15 protein-coding genes and 3 tRNA genes are annotated in these 16,435 nt (G+C 69.3%); 12 read left to right on the top strand and 6 right to left on the bottom strand.

Features of this window, described 5'->3' with window-relative positions; genetic code table 11:
- The first annotated feature begins 53 nt into the window (after positions 1-53).
- The 3 genes from H4281_RS08375 (at position 54) to H4281_RS08365 (ending at position 2,813) form a co-directional block, all read left to right on the top strand.
- Positions 54-1,202, top strand: coding sequence for an exo-alpha-sialidase (locus tag H4281_RS08375; RefSeq protein ID WP_182890320.1), 1,149 nt, complete (start codon positions 54-56; stop codon positions 1,200-1,202).
- A gap of 74 nt (positions 1,203-1,276) precedes the next feature.
- Positions 1,277-2,158: a glucose-1-phosphate thymidylyltransferase RfbA gene (rfbA, locus tag H4281_RS08370; RefSeq protein ID WP_182890319.1), complete on the top strand. Its 882-nt coding sequence runs from the start codon at positions 1,277-1,279 to the stop codon at positions 2,156-2,158.
- Between the two features lie 19 nt (positions 2,159-2,177).
- Positions 2,178-2,813, top strand: a complete 636-nt coding sequence (locus H4281_RS08365; protein WP_182890318.1) for a hypothetical protein — start codon at positions 2,178-2,180, stop codon at positions 2,811-2,813.
- Positions 2,814-2,876: 63 nt separating this feature from the next.
- On the opposite strand, the gene lon is transcribed toward H4281_RS08365, so the two are convergent.
- The 4 genes from lon to H4281_RS08345 form a co-directional block, all read right to left on the bottom strand.
- Positions 2,877-5,279 (bottom strand): endopeptidase La, encoded by a 2,403-nt coding sequence (gene lon, locus H4281_RS08360; RefSeq protein WP_182890317.1) that lies wholly within the window; start codon positions 5,277-5,279, stop codon positions 2,877-2,879.
- Positions 5,280-5,365: 86 nt separating this feature from the next.
- Complete coding sequence (locus tag H4281_RS08355) at positions 5,366-6,190, bottom strand: SAM-dependent methyltransferase (protein ID WP_182890316.1); 825 nt, start codon at positions 6,188-6,190, stop codon at positions 5,366-5,368.
- Entirely contained in the window at positions 6,187-7,035 is an 849-nt protein-coding gene (locus H4281_RS08350) for an SAM-dependent methyltransferase (RefSeq protein WP_182890315.1), read from the bottom strand. The genes H4281_RS08355 and H4281_RS08350 overlap by 4 nt, the downstream gene beginning before the upstream one ends.
- Before the next feature lie 35 nt (positions 7,036-7,070).
- The gene (locus tag H4281_RS08345) at positions 7,071-8,012 is read right to left on the bottom strand and encodes a GNAT family N-acetyltransferase (protein WP_182890314.1); all 942 of its coding nucleotides are present in this window, start codon (positions 8,010-8,012) and stop codon (positions 7,071-7,073) included.
- Positions 8,013-8,261: 249 nt separating this feature from the next.
- Between H4281_RS08345 and H4281_RS08340 the strand changes: the two genes are divergently transcribed.
- The 6 genes from H4281_RS08340 to H4281_RS08315 all read left to right on the top strand — a co-directional run bounded on the left by H4281_RS08340 (position 8,262) and on the right by H4281_RS08315 (position 12,461).
- Positions 8,262-10,883, top strand: a complete 2,622-nt coding sequence (locus H4281_RS08340) for a putative bifunctional diguanylate cyclase/phosphodiesterase (protein ID WP_182890313.1) — start codon at positions 8,262-8,264, stop codon at positions 10,881-10,883.
- 79 nt (positions 10,884-10,962) lie between these two features.
- A tRNA-Thr gene (locus tag H4281_RS08335) sits at positions 10,963-11,035 on the top strand.
- A gap of 168 nt (positions 11,036-11,203) precedes the next feature.
- Positions 11,204-11,276 (top strand) — tRNA-Met (locus tag H4281_RS08330).
- 49 nt (positions 11,277-11,325) lie between these two features.
- Positions 11,326-11,490: a 50S ribosomal protein L33 gene (gene rpmG / locus H4281_RS08325; protein ID WP_005152047.1), complete on the top strand. Its 165-nt coding sequence runs from the start codon at positions 11,326-11,328 to the stop codon at positions 11,488-11,490.
- 126 nt (positions 11,491-11,616) lie between these two features.
- Entirely contained in the window at positions 11,617-12,066 is a 450-nt protein-coding gene (locus tag H4281_RS08320) for a MaoC family dehydratase N-terminal domain-containing protein (protein ID WP_182890312.1), read from the top strand.
- Positions 12,063-12,461, top strand: a complete 399-nt coding sequence (locus tag H4281_RS08315; protein ID WP_182890311.1) for a MaoC family dehydratase — start codon at positions 12,063-12,065, stop codon at positions 12,459-12,461. The genes H4281_RS08320 and H4281_RS08315 overlap by 4 nt, the downstream gene beginning before the upstream one ends.
- 167 nt (positions 12,462-12,628) lie before the next feature.
- Here H4281_RS08315 and H4281_RS08310 read toward each other — a convergent pair whose 3' ends face one another.
- Positions 12,629-13,537, bottom strand: coding sequence for an SGNH/GDSL hydrolase family protein (locus tag H4281_RS08310; RefSeq protein WP_182890310.1), 909 nt, complete (start codon positions 13,535-13,537; stop codon positions 12,629-12,631).
- 50 nt (positions 13,538-13,587) lie between these two features.
- Entirely contained in the window at positions 13,588-14,490 is a 903-nt protein-coding gene (locus tag H4281_RS08305; protein ID WP_182890309.1) for a TIGR03619 family F420-dependent LLM class oxidoreductase, read from the bottom strand.
- Between the two features lie 435 nt (positions 14,491-14,925).
- Here H4281_RS08305 and H4281_RS08300 point away from each other — a divergent pair.
- The 3 genes from H4281_RS08300 to nusG all read left to right on the top strand — a co-directional run bounded on the left by H4281_RS08300 (position 14,926) and on the right by nusG (position 16,384).
- Positions 14,926-14,998 (top strand) — tRNA-Trp (locus tag H4281_RS08300).
- A 32-nt stretch (positions 14,999-15,030) separates the two neighbouring features.
- Positions 15,031-15,465, top strand: coding sequence for a preprotein translocase subunit SecE (secE, locus tag H4281_RS46545; protein WP_182890308.1), 435 nt, complete (start codon positions 15,031-15,033; stop codon positions 15,463-15,465).
- Between the two features lie 76 nt (positions 15,466-15,541).
- A complete protein-coding gene (gene nusG / locus H4281_RS08290) occupies positions 15,542-16,384 on the top strand; it encodes a transcription termination/antitermination protein NusG (RefSeq protein WP_182890307.1) in 843 nt (280 codons plus the stop codon).
- Positions 16,385-16,435: the final 51 nt, after the last annotated feature.

Below are 16,435 nucleotides of genomic sequence, written 5' to 3'. Positions count from 1 at the left end.
TCGAGGTGACCACGTGGTGTAATCGCCCGTCTGGTTGTGAGAGGAGTTTCTGGATGCGCCGCTGGACTCCCGTGCTGGCTTTCCTCACCTCGCTGGCGGTCCTCGTGACCGCGCTCGCGCCCGTCGCGGAGGCCGCCGACCGGAAGCTGCTCGTACCCGGCTTCGGCTCGTACCCGCGGCTGATCCGGCTGGAGCACTCGCCGTTCGGTCGCGGGAACATCATCGCGTCGCTGACCAGCGAGGACGGCAACGGCCGGTTCGCGCCGATCCTCGAGAGCACCGACGAGGGCGCGAGCTTCCACCAGATCGGCGAGATCCGCGACCCCGACGCCAGGTCCGGCCAATGCTGCGGAACCCTCTACGAACTGCCGCAGCGGGTCGGCCGCATGCGGGCGGGCACGCTGCTCTGGGCGGCGACCTACCGGCAGGACGCGGGACCGCAGCGGCGGATGGGGATCAAGGTGTGGGCCAGCCGCGACGGCGGCCGCGACTGGCGGTATCTGTCCGAGGCCGCGCTCTCGCACAACCACGACGGCGTCTGGGAACCGGAGTTCACGGTGGACGCCGGCGGCACGCTCTGGCTGCACTACGCCGACGAGACGCAGGCGCCGAAGTACGGCCAGGTGCTCAACCGCGTCGCCTCGACCGACGGCGTCAACTGGGGAACCAAGCAGCTCACGATGGCCATCGGGCCGTCCCGGGTGCGGCCGGGCATGCCGATCATCCGCAGGCTGCCCGACGGCCGGTACTGGTTCGGCTACGAGATCTGCAACTACCGCGACCGCTACTGCGATCCGTATTACAAAATCTCCGCCGACGGCGCGAACTGGGGCGACCCCTCCGACCCCGGCACCAGGGTGAACACCGCGAACGGCAACTACTTCCAGCACGCCCAGACCACCACCCTGTTCCCCGGCGGCCCGAACGGCGTGCGGCTCGTGATGGTCGGCCAGATCTACACGACCGCCGACGGCGCCCCGGTGGCCGGAAACGGGCAGACCCTGCTGGCCAACGACAACTTCGGCGCCGGGAACTGGTACGAACTCCCCGCGCCGGTCCACATCAGCGGCATCTACAACAACTACTGCCCCAACTATTCGTCCACCGTGCTGCCGGTCGACGGCGGGAAGAACGTGCTGGAGATCGCCACCGAGTACGCGAACGGCTGCCAGGCGTTCTTCGGGAAGGGCCCGGCGTTCTGAGTTGAGCGAAGTCCCAGACGGCCTCCATGCTCACTCGGTACGGTGAACACCACCACCGCACGTGAGGAGGGGCTGTGAAGGGCATCGTGCTCGCCGGGGGCAGCGGAACCCGTCTGCATCCGATCACGCAGGCCGTGTCGAAGCAGCTGCTGCCGGTCTACGACAAACCGATGATCTACTACCCGATCTCGGTCCTGATGCTGGCCGGGATCCGGGAGATCCTGATCATCTCGACCCCCGCCGACCTGCCGAACTTCCGCCGCCTGCTCGGCGACGGCAGCCAGTTCGGGCTGTCCTTCTCCTTCGCGGAACAGCCGAGCCCGAACGGTCTCGCCGAGGCGTTCGTGATCGGCGCGGACTTCGTCGGCGACGATTCGGTCGCGCTGGTGCTCGGCGACAACATCTTCTACGGCCAAGGTTTCTCCACCACCCTGCGCACCGCCGCGACCGACCTCGACGGCTGCGTCCTGTTCGGCTACCAGGTGAAAGACCCCGAGCGCTACGGCGTCGGCGAGGTCGACGAGAACGGCACCCTGCTGTCCATTGAGGAAAAGCCGGAGAAACCGCGGTCGAACAACGCGATCACCGGGCTGTACTTCTACGACAACGAGGTCGTCGACATCTCCCGCAACCTGAAGCCCTCCGCGCGCGGCGAACTGGAGATCACCGACGTCAACCTCTCCTACCTGCACCGCGACCGCGCCAAGCTGATCGAACTGAGCCGCGGTTTCGCCTGGCTCGACACCGGCACGCACGATTCGCTGCTGGAAGCGGGCCAGTTCGTGCAGGTGCTGGAACACCGGACCGGGGTGCGGATCGCGTGCCTGGAAGAGGTCGCGCTGAAGATGGGCTTCATCAGCGCGGACGAATGCCACGCGCTGGGCACCAAGCTGGCCAAGTCCGGGTACGGCGAATACGTGATGAACGTGGCCTTGCTCGCGGGAGCGCAGGCCTGATCCGGTCCGGAGGGGAATCTTGAGTTACGACCTGGGGGTCTGGGCTGGCGACGCCGACGATCCCCAAGCCCGCTACGCCAGTATCGGCGAGGGCCCGGCGGACTCGTCCTTGGACGCGTTCTACCGCGACCTGACCGCGCAATTCCCGGAACTGCACGAGGACCCCGAAACATCCCCGTGGAACGCGGCGATCGAGCGCTCCGGCGATGGTGCGGTACTGGCGATCCAGCACTCGCGTGCGGTCGCGGTGACGCGCGTTGTCCTTGACCTGGCCCGAAAACACGGCTTGACGGTGTTCAATCCGCAGACCGGCGAGGTGCACCGGCCGAACGTGCTGGACCTGACCATGTGCGACGGTTCCCGCGTGGAAAACCCGGACGCGTCTGTGATCGAGGCGGCACTGGGCCGGTTGTCGGCGAAGAACTGGTACGCCGTCTTGGAACGCGGCGACCATTACGTCCAAATAGGACAGGGAAAGTTCGCTGCGGCTCCGCGGGGGAAGTACGCGCTGGAGCGCCGGGACGGGTCGCCGGATCGGCATTACCGCACGGAGGCCGGGAGCCTGGCGGAGGTGGTGACGGCGTTCACCGGCTTCGCCGAGGGCGACTCGTCGTGGGTGGAAGGCTTCGAGTGGGAGAAGGTCGACTTCTCCTGACCTGCTGTGAAGGGGCCCTTGAGGGAATCAGATTCCCTCAAGGGCCCCTTCACGGACCCACGATCAAGCAGCCTGCGGAATCTCCGAAGAAGCCGGCGTCAAAGCCAACTCCAGCACCTCCCGCACGTTAGCCACCGCGTGCACCTCCAGCTGCGACAACACCTCCGCGGGCACATCGTCCAAATCCGGCTCGTTCCGCTGCGGGATGATCACCGTCTTCATCCCCGCCCGGTGCGCGGCCAGCAGTTTCTGCTTGACCCCGCCGATCGGCAGCACCCGCCCGGTCAGCGAAACCTCCCCGGTCATCGCCACATCGGCCCGGACCACCCGGCCCGACAGGAGCGACGCCAGCGCGGTCGTCATCGTGATGCCAGCGGAAGGACCGTCCTTCGGCACCGCGCCCGCTGGGACGTGGACGTGGATTCCCCGCTCTCGCAGGTCTCCCACCGGCAGTTCCAGCTCCGCACCGTGCGAGCGCAGGTACGACAGCGCGATCTGCACCGACTCCTTCATCACGTCACCCAGCTGCCCGGTCAGCTGAAGGCCCGAAGCCCCGCTCTCCGGATCGGCCAGCGACGCCTCGATGTACAGCACGTCCCCGCCCGCGCCAGTAACAGCCAAACCCGTTGCCACGCCTGGCAAAGACGTCCGCTGGGTCGCCGTCGGCAGCGACGATTCCGGTACGTGCCGAGGACGGCCGAGGTAGGTCTCCAGGTCTGCCGCCGAAACCGACAGCGGCAGCGAGACCGAACCCAAAGCCACCTTCGTAGCGATCTTCCGCAGCACCTTCGCGATCGTCCGGTTCGCGTCGCGCACGCCGGCTTCGCGGGTGTACTCCGCGGCGATCCGGCTGAACGCGTCGTCGGTCAGCACCACGTCGCCGGAGGCCAGACCGGCTCGTTCGAGTTCGCGGGGGAGCAGGTGATCCCGCGCGATGGTGACCTTCTCGTGCTCGGTGTACCCGTCCAGCGTCACCAGTTCCATCCGGTCCAGCAGCGGGCCGGGGATGGTCTCCAGTGCGTTGGCCGTCGCGAGGAAGACCACGTCGGACAGGTCCAGCTCCACCTCGAGGTAGTGGTCGCGGAACGTGTGGTTCTGTTCCGGGTCCAGCACTTCGAGCAGCGCGGCCGTCGGGTCGCCGCGGTAGTCGGCTCCGACCTTGTCGATCTCGTCGAGCAGCACGACCGGGTTCATCGAGCCGGCTTCCTTGATGGCCCGCACGATCCGGCCGGGCAAAGCGCCGACGTACGTGCGCCGGTGGCCGCGGATCTCGGCCTCGTCCCGGATGCCGCCCAACGCGACGCGCACGAACTTGCGGCCCATCGCCTTCGCGACCGATTCGCCCAGTGACGTCTTGCCGACCCCGGGAGGACCGGCGAGCGCCAGCACCGCGCCAGACCGCCGTCCGCCGACCGGGCCGAGACCCGATTCCGCGCGGCGCTTGCGCACGGCCAGGTACTCGATGATCCGTTCCTTGACGTCGTCCAGACCAGCGTGGTCCGCGTCGAGCACGGCCCGCGCGGCGGCGATGTCGTAGACATCCTCGGTCCGCTCATTCCACGGCAGCTCCAGCACCGTGTCGAGCCAGGTACGGATCCAGCCGCCCTCCGGCGACTGCTCGGACGTCCGCTCCAGCTTGTCGACCTCGGCCAGCGCGGCCTTGCGCACCTCGTCCGGCAGGTCAGCGGCTTCCACCCGGGCGCGGTAGTCGTCGTCGGCCGCGGTGCCGTCGAGTTCGCCCAGTTCCTTGCGGATCGCTTCGAGCTGGCGGCGCAGCAGGAATTCCTTCTGCTGCTTCTCCATCCCGTCCGCGACGTCCTTGCGGATGGTCTCGGTGACCTCCAGTTCGGCCAGGTACTCCCGGCTCCACTCGAGGGCCTTCTCCAGCCGGACGCTGACGTCGAGCGCGCTCAGCAGCTCCAGCTTCTGGTCGGTGGACAGGTACGGCGCGTTGCCGGCCAGGTCGGCGATCGCGGACGGCTCCTCGACCTGCTGGACGGCGTCGATCATCTGCCAGCCGCCGCGTTGCTGCAGCACCGAGATGACCACGGCCTTGTACTCCGCGGCGAGTTGCGCGGTGCGGTCGTCGGAGGTCTCGTCCGCGGCGTCGGCGTGCACCCAGCGGGCCGCGCCGGGGCCGTCGGCGATCCGGCCGACGACGGCGCGTGCGGTGCCGCGCAGCAGCACGGCGGACTTGCCGCCGGGGACGCGGCCGATCCGTTCGACGGTCGCGACGGTGCCCAGCTCGGCGTACTCGCCGTGGACGCGCGGGACGATCAGGACTTCGGCCTTGCTCGCCGCGCCCGAGCGGATCCCGGGGAACGACGCGGTCGCGGGGGTCTTGGCTTGGGCGGACTCCACTGCGGCCCGGGTCTCTGCGTCGCCGAGGTCGAGCGGGACCACCATGCCCGGCAGCACGACGTCGTCATCGAGCGGGAGGACGGGCAGGAGGCGGGGGTCGGACATGTGCACTCCTCGAATAGTTGAGTCGTAGGTGCTCAACTCTCCGAGGGGCGGGTTTGTTTCCCAGGGAGTGTTCGCTGGGAGAGAAGTCAGGGCTTGACCGCGACGGCACCCCAGGCGAACGGCCGGACCTCCGCGGCGAACTCCGACACCGGCTCGTCCGGCCGCCAGTCCGGCAGCGCGCTCATCCCCGGCTCCAGCAGCGGCCAGCCGCCGAAGAACGGCAGGATCTCCTCGTCCGAGCGCAGGTACGCCGGGTTCGACGTGTCCCGGTACGCGTCGACGAACGCGCGGACCTCGGCGGCCCGTTCCGGCGGCGCGTCGTCCCGGCAGGTGCCGTGCGTGACGGCCAGCCACGACCCGGGTGCGAGCTGGTCGCGGTAAGCGGCGACCAGCTCTTCCGGGTGGTCGCCGGGACCGAGAAAATGCAGCACGGTGATCATCAGCAGGCACACCGGCTGCGACCAGTCGATCAGCTCCTGGGTGACCTCGTCGGCGAAGATCGCTTCCGGATCGCGGATGTCGCGTTCGACGATCCCGGCCCACTCGGTCGCGTCCTCGCCTTCGAGGATCACTCGCGAATGCGCTGCCGCCACCGGTTCGTAGTCGACGTAGACGACCCGCGCCGGCAGCTGCTCGCGCACGATCTCGTGCACGTTGCCCGCCGTCGGCACGCCCGACCCGAGGTCGACGAACTGCCGGATCCCCGCGTCGAGCGCGGCCCGGACGACCCGGTTCATGAACGCCCGGTTCTCCCGCGACATCGGCCGGATCAGCGGCCACACCTTCTCGACACGGCGGCCGAATTCCCGGTCCACCGCCCAGTTCTGGGTGCCGCCGAGATACCAGTCGTAGATCCGGGCGGCAGACGGCTTGTCGACGTCGACGCCCCGCGGCGCGTCCGGCGCGGTCATGGCTTGCGCGCCACCGCGCACCAGGCGAACGGCCGGGCTTCCGCCTCGACCGCGTTCAGCTCGCGTTCCGGCCGCCAGTCCGGCAGATGCGTGATCCCCGGCTCCAGCAGCGGCCAGCCGCCGAAGAACGGCTCGATCTCCTCGCGGTCGCGCAGCCACATCGGATTGCTCGTCTTGCGGTACTGCTCGACGAACCAGCGCAGCCCCTCCAGCGCCGGACCGCTGCCGTCGCCCTCGCTCATCTGCGAGATCGCCAGCCAGCTGCCGGACACGAGCTTGTCCCGGTACGCGCGCACGACGGCGTCCGGATCGTCGTCCGGGCCGACGAAGTGCAGCACCGCCATCAGCATCACGCACACCGGCTTGTCGAAATCGATCAGCTCGCGGGTGCGCGGGTGATTCAGCACGGCCCGGGGATCGCGCATGTCCGCCTGCACGATCCCGGCCCAGTCGGTGGCCGCCTCGTCCTCGAGGATCAGCGTCGCGTGCGCCACGGCCACCGGCTCGTAGTCGACGTACACCACGGTGGCCTCGTCGTCCTCGCCCAGTTCGGCCTCGACCACCTCGTGCACGTTGCCCGCGGTCGGCACGCCGGAGCCGAGGTCGAGGAACTGCCGGATGCCCGCGTCCAGCGCGGCGCGCACCACGCGGTTCATGAACTCGCGGTTCTGCTTCGCGCCAGGCCGGGCGAGCGACCACATCTTCTCGACCTTGCGGCCGAATTCCCGGTCCACCGCCCAGTTCTGCTTGCCGCCCAGATACCAGTCGTAGACCCGCGCGGCCGAAGGTTTCTCGACATCGACGCCTTCCGGCGCTTTCGGTGCAGCGTCGGGCTTTTCGGTCACTGGGACTCCCCTCGGACGGTCTGGCAACCGCCAGACTAGCGAGAACGCACCGCGGGCCTGCGCTGCCAGCCAGTCCACAACGGCCGGTAGCCCTGCGCGTACCAGAACGGCGTCGACCGGGGATTCGCCACGGCGTGGTGCAGCAGCACGACGTCCGCGCCCGCCTCGTCGAAGACCTGGTGCGCGTGCGCGGCCAGCGCGGTGCCGACACCGGACGAGCGGGCGGCCTCGGAAACCGCCAGCGACGACAGGTAGCCCACGCGGGAAGCCGACACCCGGTGCCGGATCCAGCCGGTCTCGTCGGGCATCTGCAGCACGACCATGCCGAGCGGCTGGCCGTACAGTTCCGCGATCCACACCTGCGGCTCAGGCCGTTCGAGGTGGTGCAGCAGTTCCTTGGTGATCAGCTCCTCGACGCCGGAGCGGAGCGTGATCCGGCCGAACTGCGCGTCGTAACGCTGCAATTCGAGCTGCAGCGCGACCGCGGTGGAGAGGTCGTCCGGCGTCGCGTGCCGGATGCAGACGCCGGGTGTCGCGTCGGGTCCGGCGGCCATCCGCTGTGCCGGGCGGACCGCGAGCACGCCGACCGGGGCGAAGCCGTGCCGGAGGAGTTCGGTGGCCCCGGCGGTGTCGCGGCTGGGCCGGGAGAGCACCGCGGCGCACTCCGTATCCCCCACTCGGGCGAGGGACCGCAGGTGTTCATCCCATCGAGTGAGCAAGGCGTCGAGTCCGGCGGCCGGATCGGGACCGGCGAGCTGGACCTCCAGCCGGTGCTCGACGAGCGCCCGCCACATCGAGCGCGGGCTGTCCGGGCCAAGCCCGGTGCAGGTCGTCAGACCGGCCGCGGTGGTATCGCCGACCTCGGCGGAAAGCAGGACGGAATCCCCTCCGACCTCGAAGGGGAGCGGCGCGGGAAGCAGCGCGTCCACCGTGGCGATGCGCGCCGCATGGCCGGTGGCTGTCACGTCGTTGTGCATGCCGCCATTGTCCGCCGACGGGTGCGGAAAAGACCCCCAGAACACTCCCCGGCCCGGGGGTTCCGGGGCGAACCGGGAGTTTCACTCCTTGGTCCACGCAGGTCAGAGAAGAACGCCCATTGTTAACCCTGGGGTGATCTCCTACTGTCTCGAAAGGGACGCCGGTACGCCCTACGGGGTAAGGTGGCGCCCTCGCCCACACCTGACGTCACGGACGAGCGCGACCGGGCAGCCGGGAAGGAAGGTCGGATGCCGGACAGCAACGCCCATCCCGGTACCGCGCCGGAGGCGATGGGCTCGGGAGGTGCTGGCTCCGCACCGGCCGAAGGCCGCACGGACGAAAGCCGCTTCCGCGTTTACACCTTCTTCGTGCTGGGCCTCGGCCTGCTCGCCGCCTTCGCCGTCGGCGCCTGGCTGCCGTTCCACGGTTCGGCCAAGCTCTGGTGGATCGGCCCGGTGCTCGCGGTCGCGTTCCTGCTCGCCGAACAGCTCGGCATCAACGTCGACGTCCGCAGCGGCATTTCGTGGACCATCTCATTCACCGAGATCCCGCTGGTAATCGGTTTCTTCGTCGCTCCGTTCGAAGTGGTGCTCGCCGCGCATCTCGTGGCGGGCATCGGCACGCTGCTTGCCCGCAAGGTCGCCGGCCGCGTCCTCTACAACGCGGGCGCGTTCCTGCTCGAAATCACCGGCGCGTTCGCCGTCGCCGGGCTCGTGCACCTGGCCATGGGCGGCGGGCCGACCATGCCGTGGGTCGCCGCGCTCGCCGGAACGCTCACCGCGCCGCTGGTCAGCACGCTGCTCGCGCTGGCCGCCGTGCGCGTGCTGCGCCGCCGGATGCGTGTGAGCACCGCGATCCGGCTGACCGGCCGCATCCTCGTGGTCGGCTTCGTCAACGCTTCGGTCGGCCTCACCGGCTACCTCGTCATCGCGAGCACCCCGCAGGCCTGGCCGCTGGTGCTGGCGGTGTTCCTCGGACTGACCGCGCTGTACTGGGCTTACTCCGATCTGCTCCGCGAGCAACGGGACATGGAAGCGTTGTCCGACGTCAGCCTGATGGTCGCGCGGTCCGGTCAGCAGGCCGCCGCCCGTCCGGCGAGCCGCGGCGAGGAACTGGTGGGCGGGGTCGACGTGCGCGAATGGGCCACGATCGCCGAGCGGATCAAGGACCAGCTGGCCGCCGGACGCGTCGTGCTCCGGCTGCGGCTCGAGGCCGACGACCCGATGCGCGTCGTGGTCGCGGGCAACGAACTCCCGGCCTCGGACCCGGCCAACGACGACCCGCTGCTGCGCCTGCCCGGCGCGCACGTCCGGCATTTCCGGATCACCGAGGCCAACCCGGACGTCCGTGCAGCGCTGCTGGAACGCAGTGCGCAGGAAGCGCTCGTGGTGCCGCTGCGCAGTGCGAACAAGCTGCTCGGCGTCGTCGAAGCGCACGACCGGCTCTCGCGCTGGCGCGGTTTCGGCAAGTACGACGTCCAGTTGCTCGGCACGATGGCCAGCCACCTCGCGACGTCGCTCGACAACCGCCGGCTGCTCGCCACGCTTCGCCACGACGCCTACCATGACCCGCTCACCGGGCACCTGAATCGGCCGGGATTCCAGCAGGTCTCGCGGGATCCGCTGCGCGAATCGGCGGAGGTCGTGGTGCTGCGGATCGACCTCGACGTCTTCTCCACGGTCAGCGACGCGCTCGGCTACTCGTGGGCGGACCGGATGGTCGTCGCCGCGGGCACCCGCATCCGCGGCGCGCTCGGCCCGGACGTCCCGCTCGCCCGCCTCGAAGGCGCGTCCTTCGCCGCGCTGCTCGTGGACTGCACCGTCGACGACGCCCACCGCGCCGCCGAACGGCTGCGAGTCCAGCTGTCCGAGCCGTATCCGGTGGACCGGCTTTCCGTTGAGGCCAACGCGATGATCGGCTACGCCAGCTCCGTGGACGACAACGGCGAGGTCGACGTCGACGGCCTGCTGCAGCGCGCCGACGTCGCCGTCCGCGCCACCCGCGGCGGCGAGGAAGTGCGCGGGTACGTGCCGAGCATGGGACAGATCTTCCTGCGCCGGTTCCAGATGGTCACGCAGTTCCGGCAGTCGCTCGAAGACGGCCACGTCTCCGTGCACTACCAGCCGAAGGTGACGCTGCCGAACCGGCAGGTGCAAGGCGTCGAGGCGCTCGTGCGCTGGGTGCACCCGGAGTTCGGCAGGCTCGGTCCCGACGAGTTCGTGCCCGCGATCGAGGCGGCAGGCCTGATCGGCGTGCTGACGTCGTTCGTGCTGGAGCAATCGCTGAAGCGCGTGCGCAAATGGCTCGACGAGGGCCTGCGGATCTCCGCGGCGGTCAACCTGTCGGTGCGGAATCTGTCCGACGACGACTTCCCGGCGAAGGTCCAGCGCGAACTGGAACGCTTCGACGTGCCGCCCGAACTGCTGACGTTCGAGCTGACCGAGTCCGGCGTGATGTCCGACCCGCAGAAGGCGCTGCCGATCCTGCGCGAGCTGCATTCGCTGGGCATCGTGCTGGCGGTGGACGACTTCGGCACCGGCTACTCGTCGCTCGCGTATCTGCGCCAGCTGCCGGTGGACCAGGTCAAGATCGACAAGAGCTTCGTGCTCGGCATGGGAACCGATCTCGGCGACCTCGCGGTGGTGCGGTCGATCGTCGAACTCGGGCACTCGCTCGGCCTGACGGTCGTGGCGGAAGGCGTCGAGGAGGACGTGGCGCGCGATCAGCTCGAGGCGATGGGATGTGACGTCGCCCAGGGTTATCTGATCTCGCGGCCGCTGCCGGAGGACCGCCTGGAGGCGTGGCTGCAGGCCCGCACGGCGCGCTCGCCGGGACGCCACTCGGAGACCGTGCTGACCCTGCTGACCTGAGGTTTTGCGGTTAACCGACCCCGGTTGCACGTGCGGGTGAAGGGGGTTGCTAATCTTTCCAAGTCCTCGCGAGAGGCAGGCCCCTTTAGCTCAGTCGGCAGAGCGTCTCCATGGTAAGGAGAAGGTCTACGGTTCGATTCCGTAAAGGGGCTCGCGAGTAGGCGAGCTATGTCTGCGGAAAACGCAGATGTGGCTCGCTTCGCGGCGTCCATCTGGGGGTCGAACCCCCAGACCCCCGCCAGGAGGGGCTTCGCCCCCCTGGACCCCCGGCCGGGGTTAAGTTCGGCTTGGTGGGTTGCGCGGGGTGGGTGTCTGAGTGGGGCGGTGTAGCTCAGTTGGCAGAGCAAGCGGCTCATAATCGCTGTGTCGCCGGTTCAAGTCCGGCCACCGCTACGCGGTAACGACGGGGCTGGCCCCCGGATCTGAGAGAGAAGGAAACGCTGTGGCTGCCACCGACGTGCGACCCAAGATCACGCTGGCGTGCGAGGAGTGCAAGCACCGCAACTACATCACCAAGAAGAACCGGCGCAACAACCCGGATCGCCTGGAGATGAAGAAGTTCTGCCCGAACTGCGGTACGCACCGGACTCACAAAGAGACCCGCTGACGCAGGCGGTCTTTTACCAGCTTCGAAAAGCCGCCCCGGCCACGCGCCGGGGCGGCTTTTCGCTGTCTACTGGCCGGTTTAGGCACCCGCGGGGGACGGCCGCCGGGTTCAGTTAGCCTTCTTCGCGTGCCTTTGGACCAGTCGTTCACCGGGCGGGAGTACCCGTCGGACAGCAAGTACTACGTGAGCCGGGAGAAGATCCGCGAGTTCGCCGACGCGATCGACGACCCGAACCCGGTGTACCGGGACCCGGAGGCGGCCCGCGCGGCCGGCCACCCGGACGTGCTCGCGCCGCCCACCTTCCTGACCATCCTGAACCTGCCGAAGATCAACGGCATCGTGTCCGACCCCGCGCTCGGCCTCGACTACTCCCGGATGGTCCACGGCGACCAGGGCTTCCGCTACGAGCGCCCGGTGCACGCGGGCGACGAGCTGGAGATCTCGGCCAAGATCGAGGCGATCATGGCGCGGGCAGGCAACGACTTCATCAATCTCCGCGCGGAAATCACCGACGCGGACGGCAAACTCGTGTGCACGACGCGGGCGCAGCTCGTGGTTCGGGGGGCGGAAGCGTGAACGTCGGCGACGAACTGCCTCCGCTGGAGGTCCGCATCACCCGCGCGCAGCTGGTCCGCTACGCGGGGGCCTCGCTCGATTTCAACCCGATCCACTGGAACGAGAACTTCGCGACCAAGGTCGGCCTCCCGGACGTGATCGCACACGGCATGCTCACGATGGCGCTGTCCGGCCGCATCGTCACCGACTGGCTCGGCGACCCGGCCCGCCTCGTGGACTTCAGCACGCGCTTCACCCGCCCGGTCGTGGTGCCGGACAACGACGAGGGTGCACTGGTCGAGATGACCGGCAAGGTCGGCGCGCTGACCGACGAGGGCCTGGCCCGGATCGACCTGACGGTGAAGTTCGAGGGCAAGACGGTGCTGGGCAAACCGCAGGCTCTCGTCCGCCCCTGAGCGACCGGGCCACGTGGTCCCGCTGACGTGCGTGAGGGCCGCCCTGAGGGAAGCCCTCACGCACGTTCACCCGGACCGGACGGGGTGCCAGTGCGCGGGGTTTCGCCTCTGCTGGTGGAGCCGCGAACCCGCCGCGCAACCGAGAAAAACCTCGTGGAGCCGTCGGCTCAGTGCACCCCGAGCACCGACTCCACCACGCCAGCCATCCCCGCCTCGCCGCGCGCGTTCGGGTGCAGCGCCGCGGCCGAGGACGTCGGGACCAGGCCCTCGACCCACTTGACGTCCGAATTCGCGCAGACGTCGTGGCCCTTGCTCGGCTCGGCGGTGTCCGCGAACCCGGCGTCGTGCGATTTGGCCTGTTCGGACAGGGCGTCGTTGAGCTTGCCGAGCGCGTCTCGCAGGTACGCCACGTCGCCGGAGCCCAGCGGCAGCACCGGCCAGCAGCCGTCGCCGTCCGGGAGGACCGTCGGATAGCCGACGACCACCACTCGCGCCTTCGGGGCCTTCTTGTGGATCTGGTCGAGCGCGGTGCCGACCTTCTTCGCGGTCTCGCTGATCCGGTCGGCCAGTTCGTCCTTGCCGCCCGCGGTGAGCCGGTCCTTGCACGGCGAGGCGCTCTGGTGGGAGGTCACGCAGGTCTGGGCCAGTGAGATGAATCCCACATCGTTGCCGCCGATGCCCAGGGTGACGAGCGTCGTGTCCGCGGTGACCGAGTCGAACTGCGGCGGGTTCGAGCCGTTGCGGGTCGACTGCGCGTCGGTCAGGTCCTCGGTCGTCGCACCGCCGCAGCTGACGTCCACAAACTTCGCCGGCTTCAGCTTCGCCGACACCAGGTGCGGATAGTTGTTGTCCGACCGTGCGCATCCGGCCGGCGAGCCCGCCTGCTTCCCGGTGCGCGGTGCCGACGTGTACGAGTCGCCGAGCGCGACGTACCGGCCGCTGCCGCCGCCGGTGTCCGCGCCGGACGGCGGTGCGGCCGACGAATCGTGCTTCGACTTGTAGTAGCCGACGCCGAGCAGCGCCCCCACCACGACGAGGACGAGCAACCCGCAGCCACCGCTTTTGTTTGCCCCCACCCGACCGTTTTACCGGTCCGGCCCCTCGCCGACGACCCGCTTACGGGTGATCACGCAAAGACAGCGGCGTGCAGTTCGCCCGCCAGTTCCAGTGCGTGCGGGACGGTTTCGGCCACATAGTGCAGATCGACCAGCGCCTCGGTGATGCCGTCCGCTTCGGCGGCCTTCAGCTGAGCCGCGACGTCCTCGACGGACGCCGTCTTCGAACCCGGCGCCGGGTTGATCCGCAGCACCCGGCGCAGCGACTCCGGATCCCGGCCCGCCTTCTCCGCGGATTCGACGACCACTGCCCACTTCTGCCGCAGCATCGGGATCGGGAGCCCCGCGGGCAGCCAGCCGTCGGCGATCCGGCCGACGCGCCGCAGCGCCGCGTCCGAGGCCCCGCCCAGCAGAACCGGCGGGCCGGGCTGCTGCAGCGGACGAAGGCCGATCAGGGAGTCCGGGATGTCCCAGCGCTCGCTGTGGTGCCCGGCCGGGTCCGCGGTCCAGAGCGTCCGCAGCACCTTGACCAGTTCGGCCAGCCGCGCGCCGCGGTGCTCCCACGGCACGCCGGCCGCGGTGTACTCGTCGCGCAGCCAGCTGAGCCCGAGTCCGACGTCGAGCCTGCCGCCGGACAGCAGGTCCAGCGAAGTGAGGGAACGCGCCAGCAGCACCGGGGAGTAGAGCGGGCCGTTGAGGGTGCTCGACCCCAGCCGCGCGGTCTCGGTCGAATTCGCCGCGATGGTGAGCGCCAGCAGCGGATCGACGAAGCGGACGAACTCCGGCGGGTACGGCTGTTCGGGTGTACCGGACGGGTAATAGGTCTTCGGGGCGACCGGGGTCAGCACCCGGTCGCCGACCCACAGCGAAGCGAAGCCCATGCGCTCGGCTTCGGTGGCGAAGCCGGCGATGGCGGAGGGGTCGGCGAGCTTGCCGTACTGCGGCAAAGCGAGCCCAAGCCGGAATGAGGTCACCGATGCTCCTTGATCAGAGTTTCGCTTGCGAGTCAACGAAGATCATCTTCCCTCGGGCCAGTCTTGGCTTCCCGGCGGGGAAATCCGCGGGTGCGGAAGAGATTTCGCTTGTCGTGCCAGCGATCCGGGACGGTCGCCAAGCCGGACGGGACGGTGGTCGCCGACGGCTTTGCGATTAATCGGATTGCGGGTCACGGGCTCATATTCGCACGATCAGGTGATCTTCGCCGAGGATTCCGGGGTGCTGTCCGAAGGGTCCGGAACGGCCGTCTCCGGGGTGCCGCGAGACCGCCTCGGCGCGGTCGAGGGGGCTGGGTTGCAAGGCAACATCGGGCTTGCCGTAGACTTCGGAACTCGGAACGCACTACGGTCATCCCCGCCGGATGGTGGGGACGATGGAATGCGTCCTCCGGAGCCAGGGTGACCGGGCTCCACAGGGGTGTAGCTCAATTGGCAGAGCAGCGGTCTCCAAAACCGCAGGTTGCAGGTTCAAGTCCTGTCACCCCTGCGTACGGGAACTGGTGGAGCGGAGGAGTGGTCGTGAGCGACAGCGACGCCAGCGGCGAGCACGAGCAGGACGATTCGGGCAAGCGGCCCGGAGTCGAATCCCGCCCGGTGTCCGCCGCGGCTCGGCGCGAACGCCGCGCTTCCGCTCGGCCGGCAGGCAAGTCCGAGGCACGGCCGGGCTCGACCCGTCCGTCCGGCAAGGCGGGCGACAAGGTCGCGAAGCCCGCCGACGCCAAGGGCGCGCCCACCCCCAAACGGGACCGGAAGGCCAAGAAGGCCTCGGTGTTCGCCCGGTTCACGCGGTTTATCCGCGAGGTCTGGGCCGAACTCCGCAAGGTCATCTGGCCCAACCGCAAGCAGATGGTCACCTACACCGCGGTCGTGCTGGTGTTCGTGGTGTTCATGGTGGCCCTCGTGAGCGGCCTCGATCTCGGCTTCAAGGAGCTGGTCGGGCTGGTCTTCGGCTGACGCCCGCAACGGGCGCGCCACCGCGCTGGCCGGGCCCCGGTCCGGCCCGGCAAGCGATCAACTGAGAGGACGGAACGTGACCTCCGACAACGGCACCGAAGCCGGTCGCGACCTGACCGAGCTTTCCGACGAGCAGGTGCAGACGGCACCCGGCGACGAGGAGTCCGCCGACGCCGTCGAGGTGCCCGTCGCCGAGGACGAGGTCGCCGCCGAAGAAGCCTCCGCCGACGACGACGCGGACGGCGCCGACGGTGCCGACGACGCCGAAGCCGACGTGACCGAGCCCGCCCCCGAGGCGGACGACCCGGTCGCCGCGCTGCGCGCCGAGCTCAAGGCCGCGCCGGGCGAGTGGTACGTCGTGCACTCGTACGCCGGTTACGAGAACAAGGTCAAGACCAACCTCGAGACGCGTACCCAGACCCTGGACGTCGAGGACTACATCTTCCAGATCGAGGTTCCGACCGAAGAGGTCACCGAGATCAAGAACGGCCAGCGCAAGCAGGTGCAGCGCAAGGTGCTGCCCGGCTACATCCTGGTCCGGATGGACCTCAACGACCAGTCGTGGAGCGCGGTCCGCAACACCCCCGGCGTCACCGGGTTCGTGGGTGCCACCTCGCGGCCGTCGCCGCTGACCGTGGACGAGGTGCTGAAGTTCCTCGCCCCGCAGGTCGAGAAGGAAGCCCCGGCCAAGGCGGCCAAGGGCGGCGAATCCGCCGCGGCCGCGCCGTCCGGTGCGCCCGCCGTCGAGGTCGACTTCGAGGTCGGCGAGTCGGTCACCGTCATGGACGGCCCGTTCGCCACGCTGCCCGCCACGATCTCCGAGGTCAACGTCGACGGGCAGAAGCTGAAGGTCCTGGTGTCGATCTTCGGCCGGGAGACCCCGGTCGAGCTCTCGTTCAGCCAGGTCTCCAAGATCTGACGGCCGGGCCATCCCGGTCGGCAGTCCCCGCGTACTGGCAGGTGTGCGGGG

This window comes from Amycolatopsis dendrobii (genome assembly GCF_014145675.1).
In the GTDB taxonomy this organism is placed as follows: Bacteria; Actinomycetota; Actinomycetes; order Mycobacteriales; family Pseudonocardiaceae; genus Amycolatopsis; species Amycolatopsis dendrobii.
Note: the sequence above shows the minus strand (reverse complement) of the source record. Positions and strands in the feature narration are given on the sequence as shown.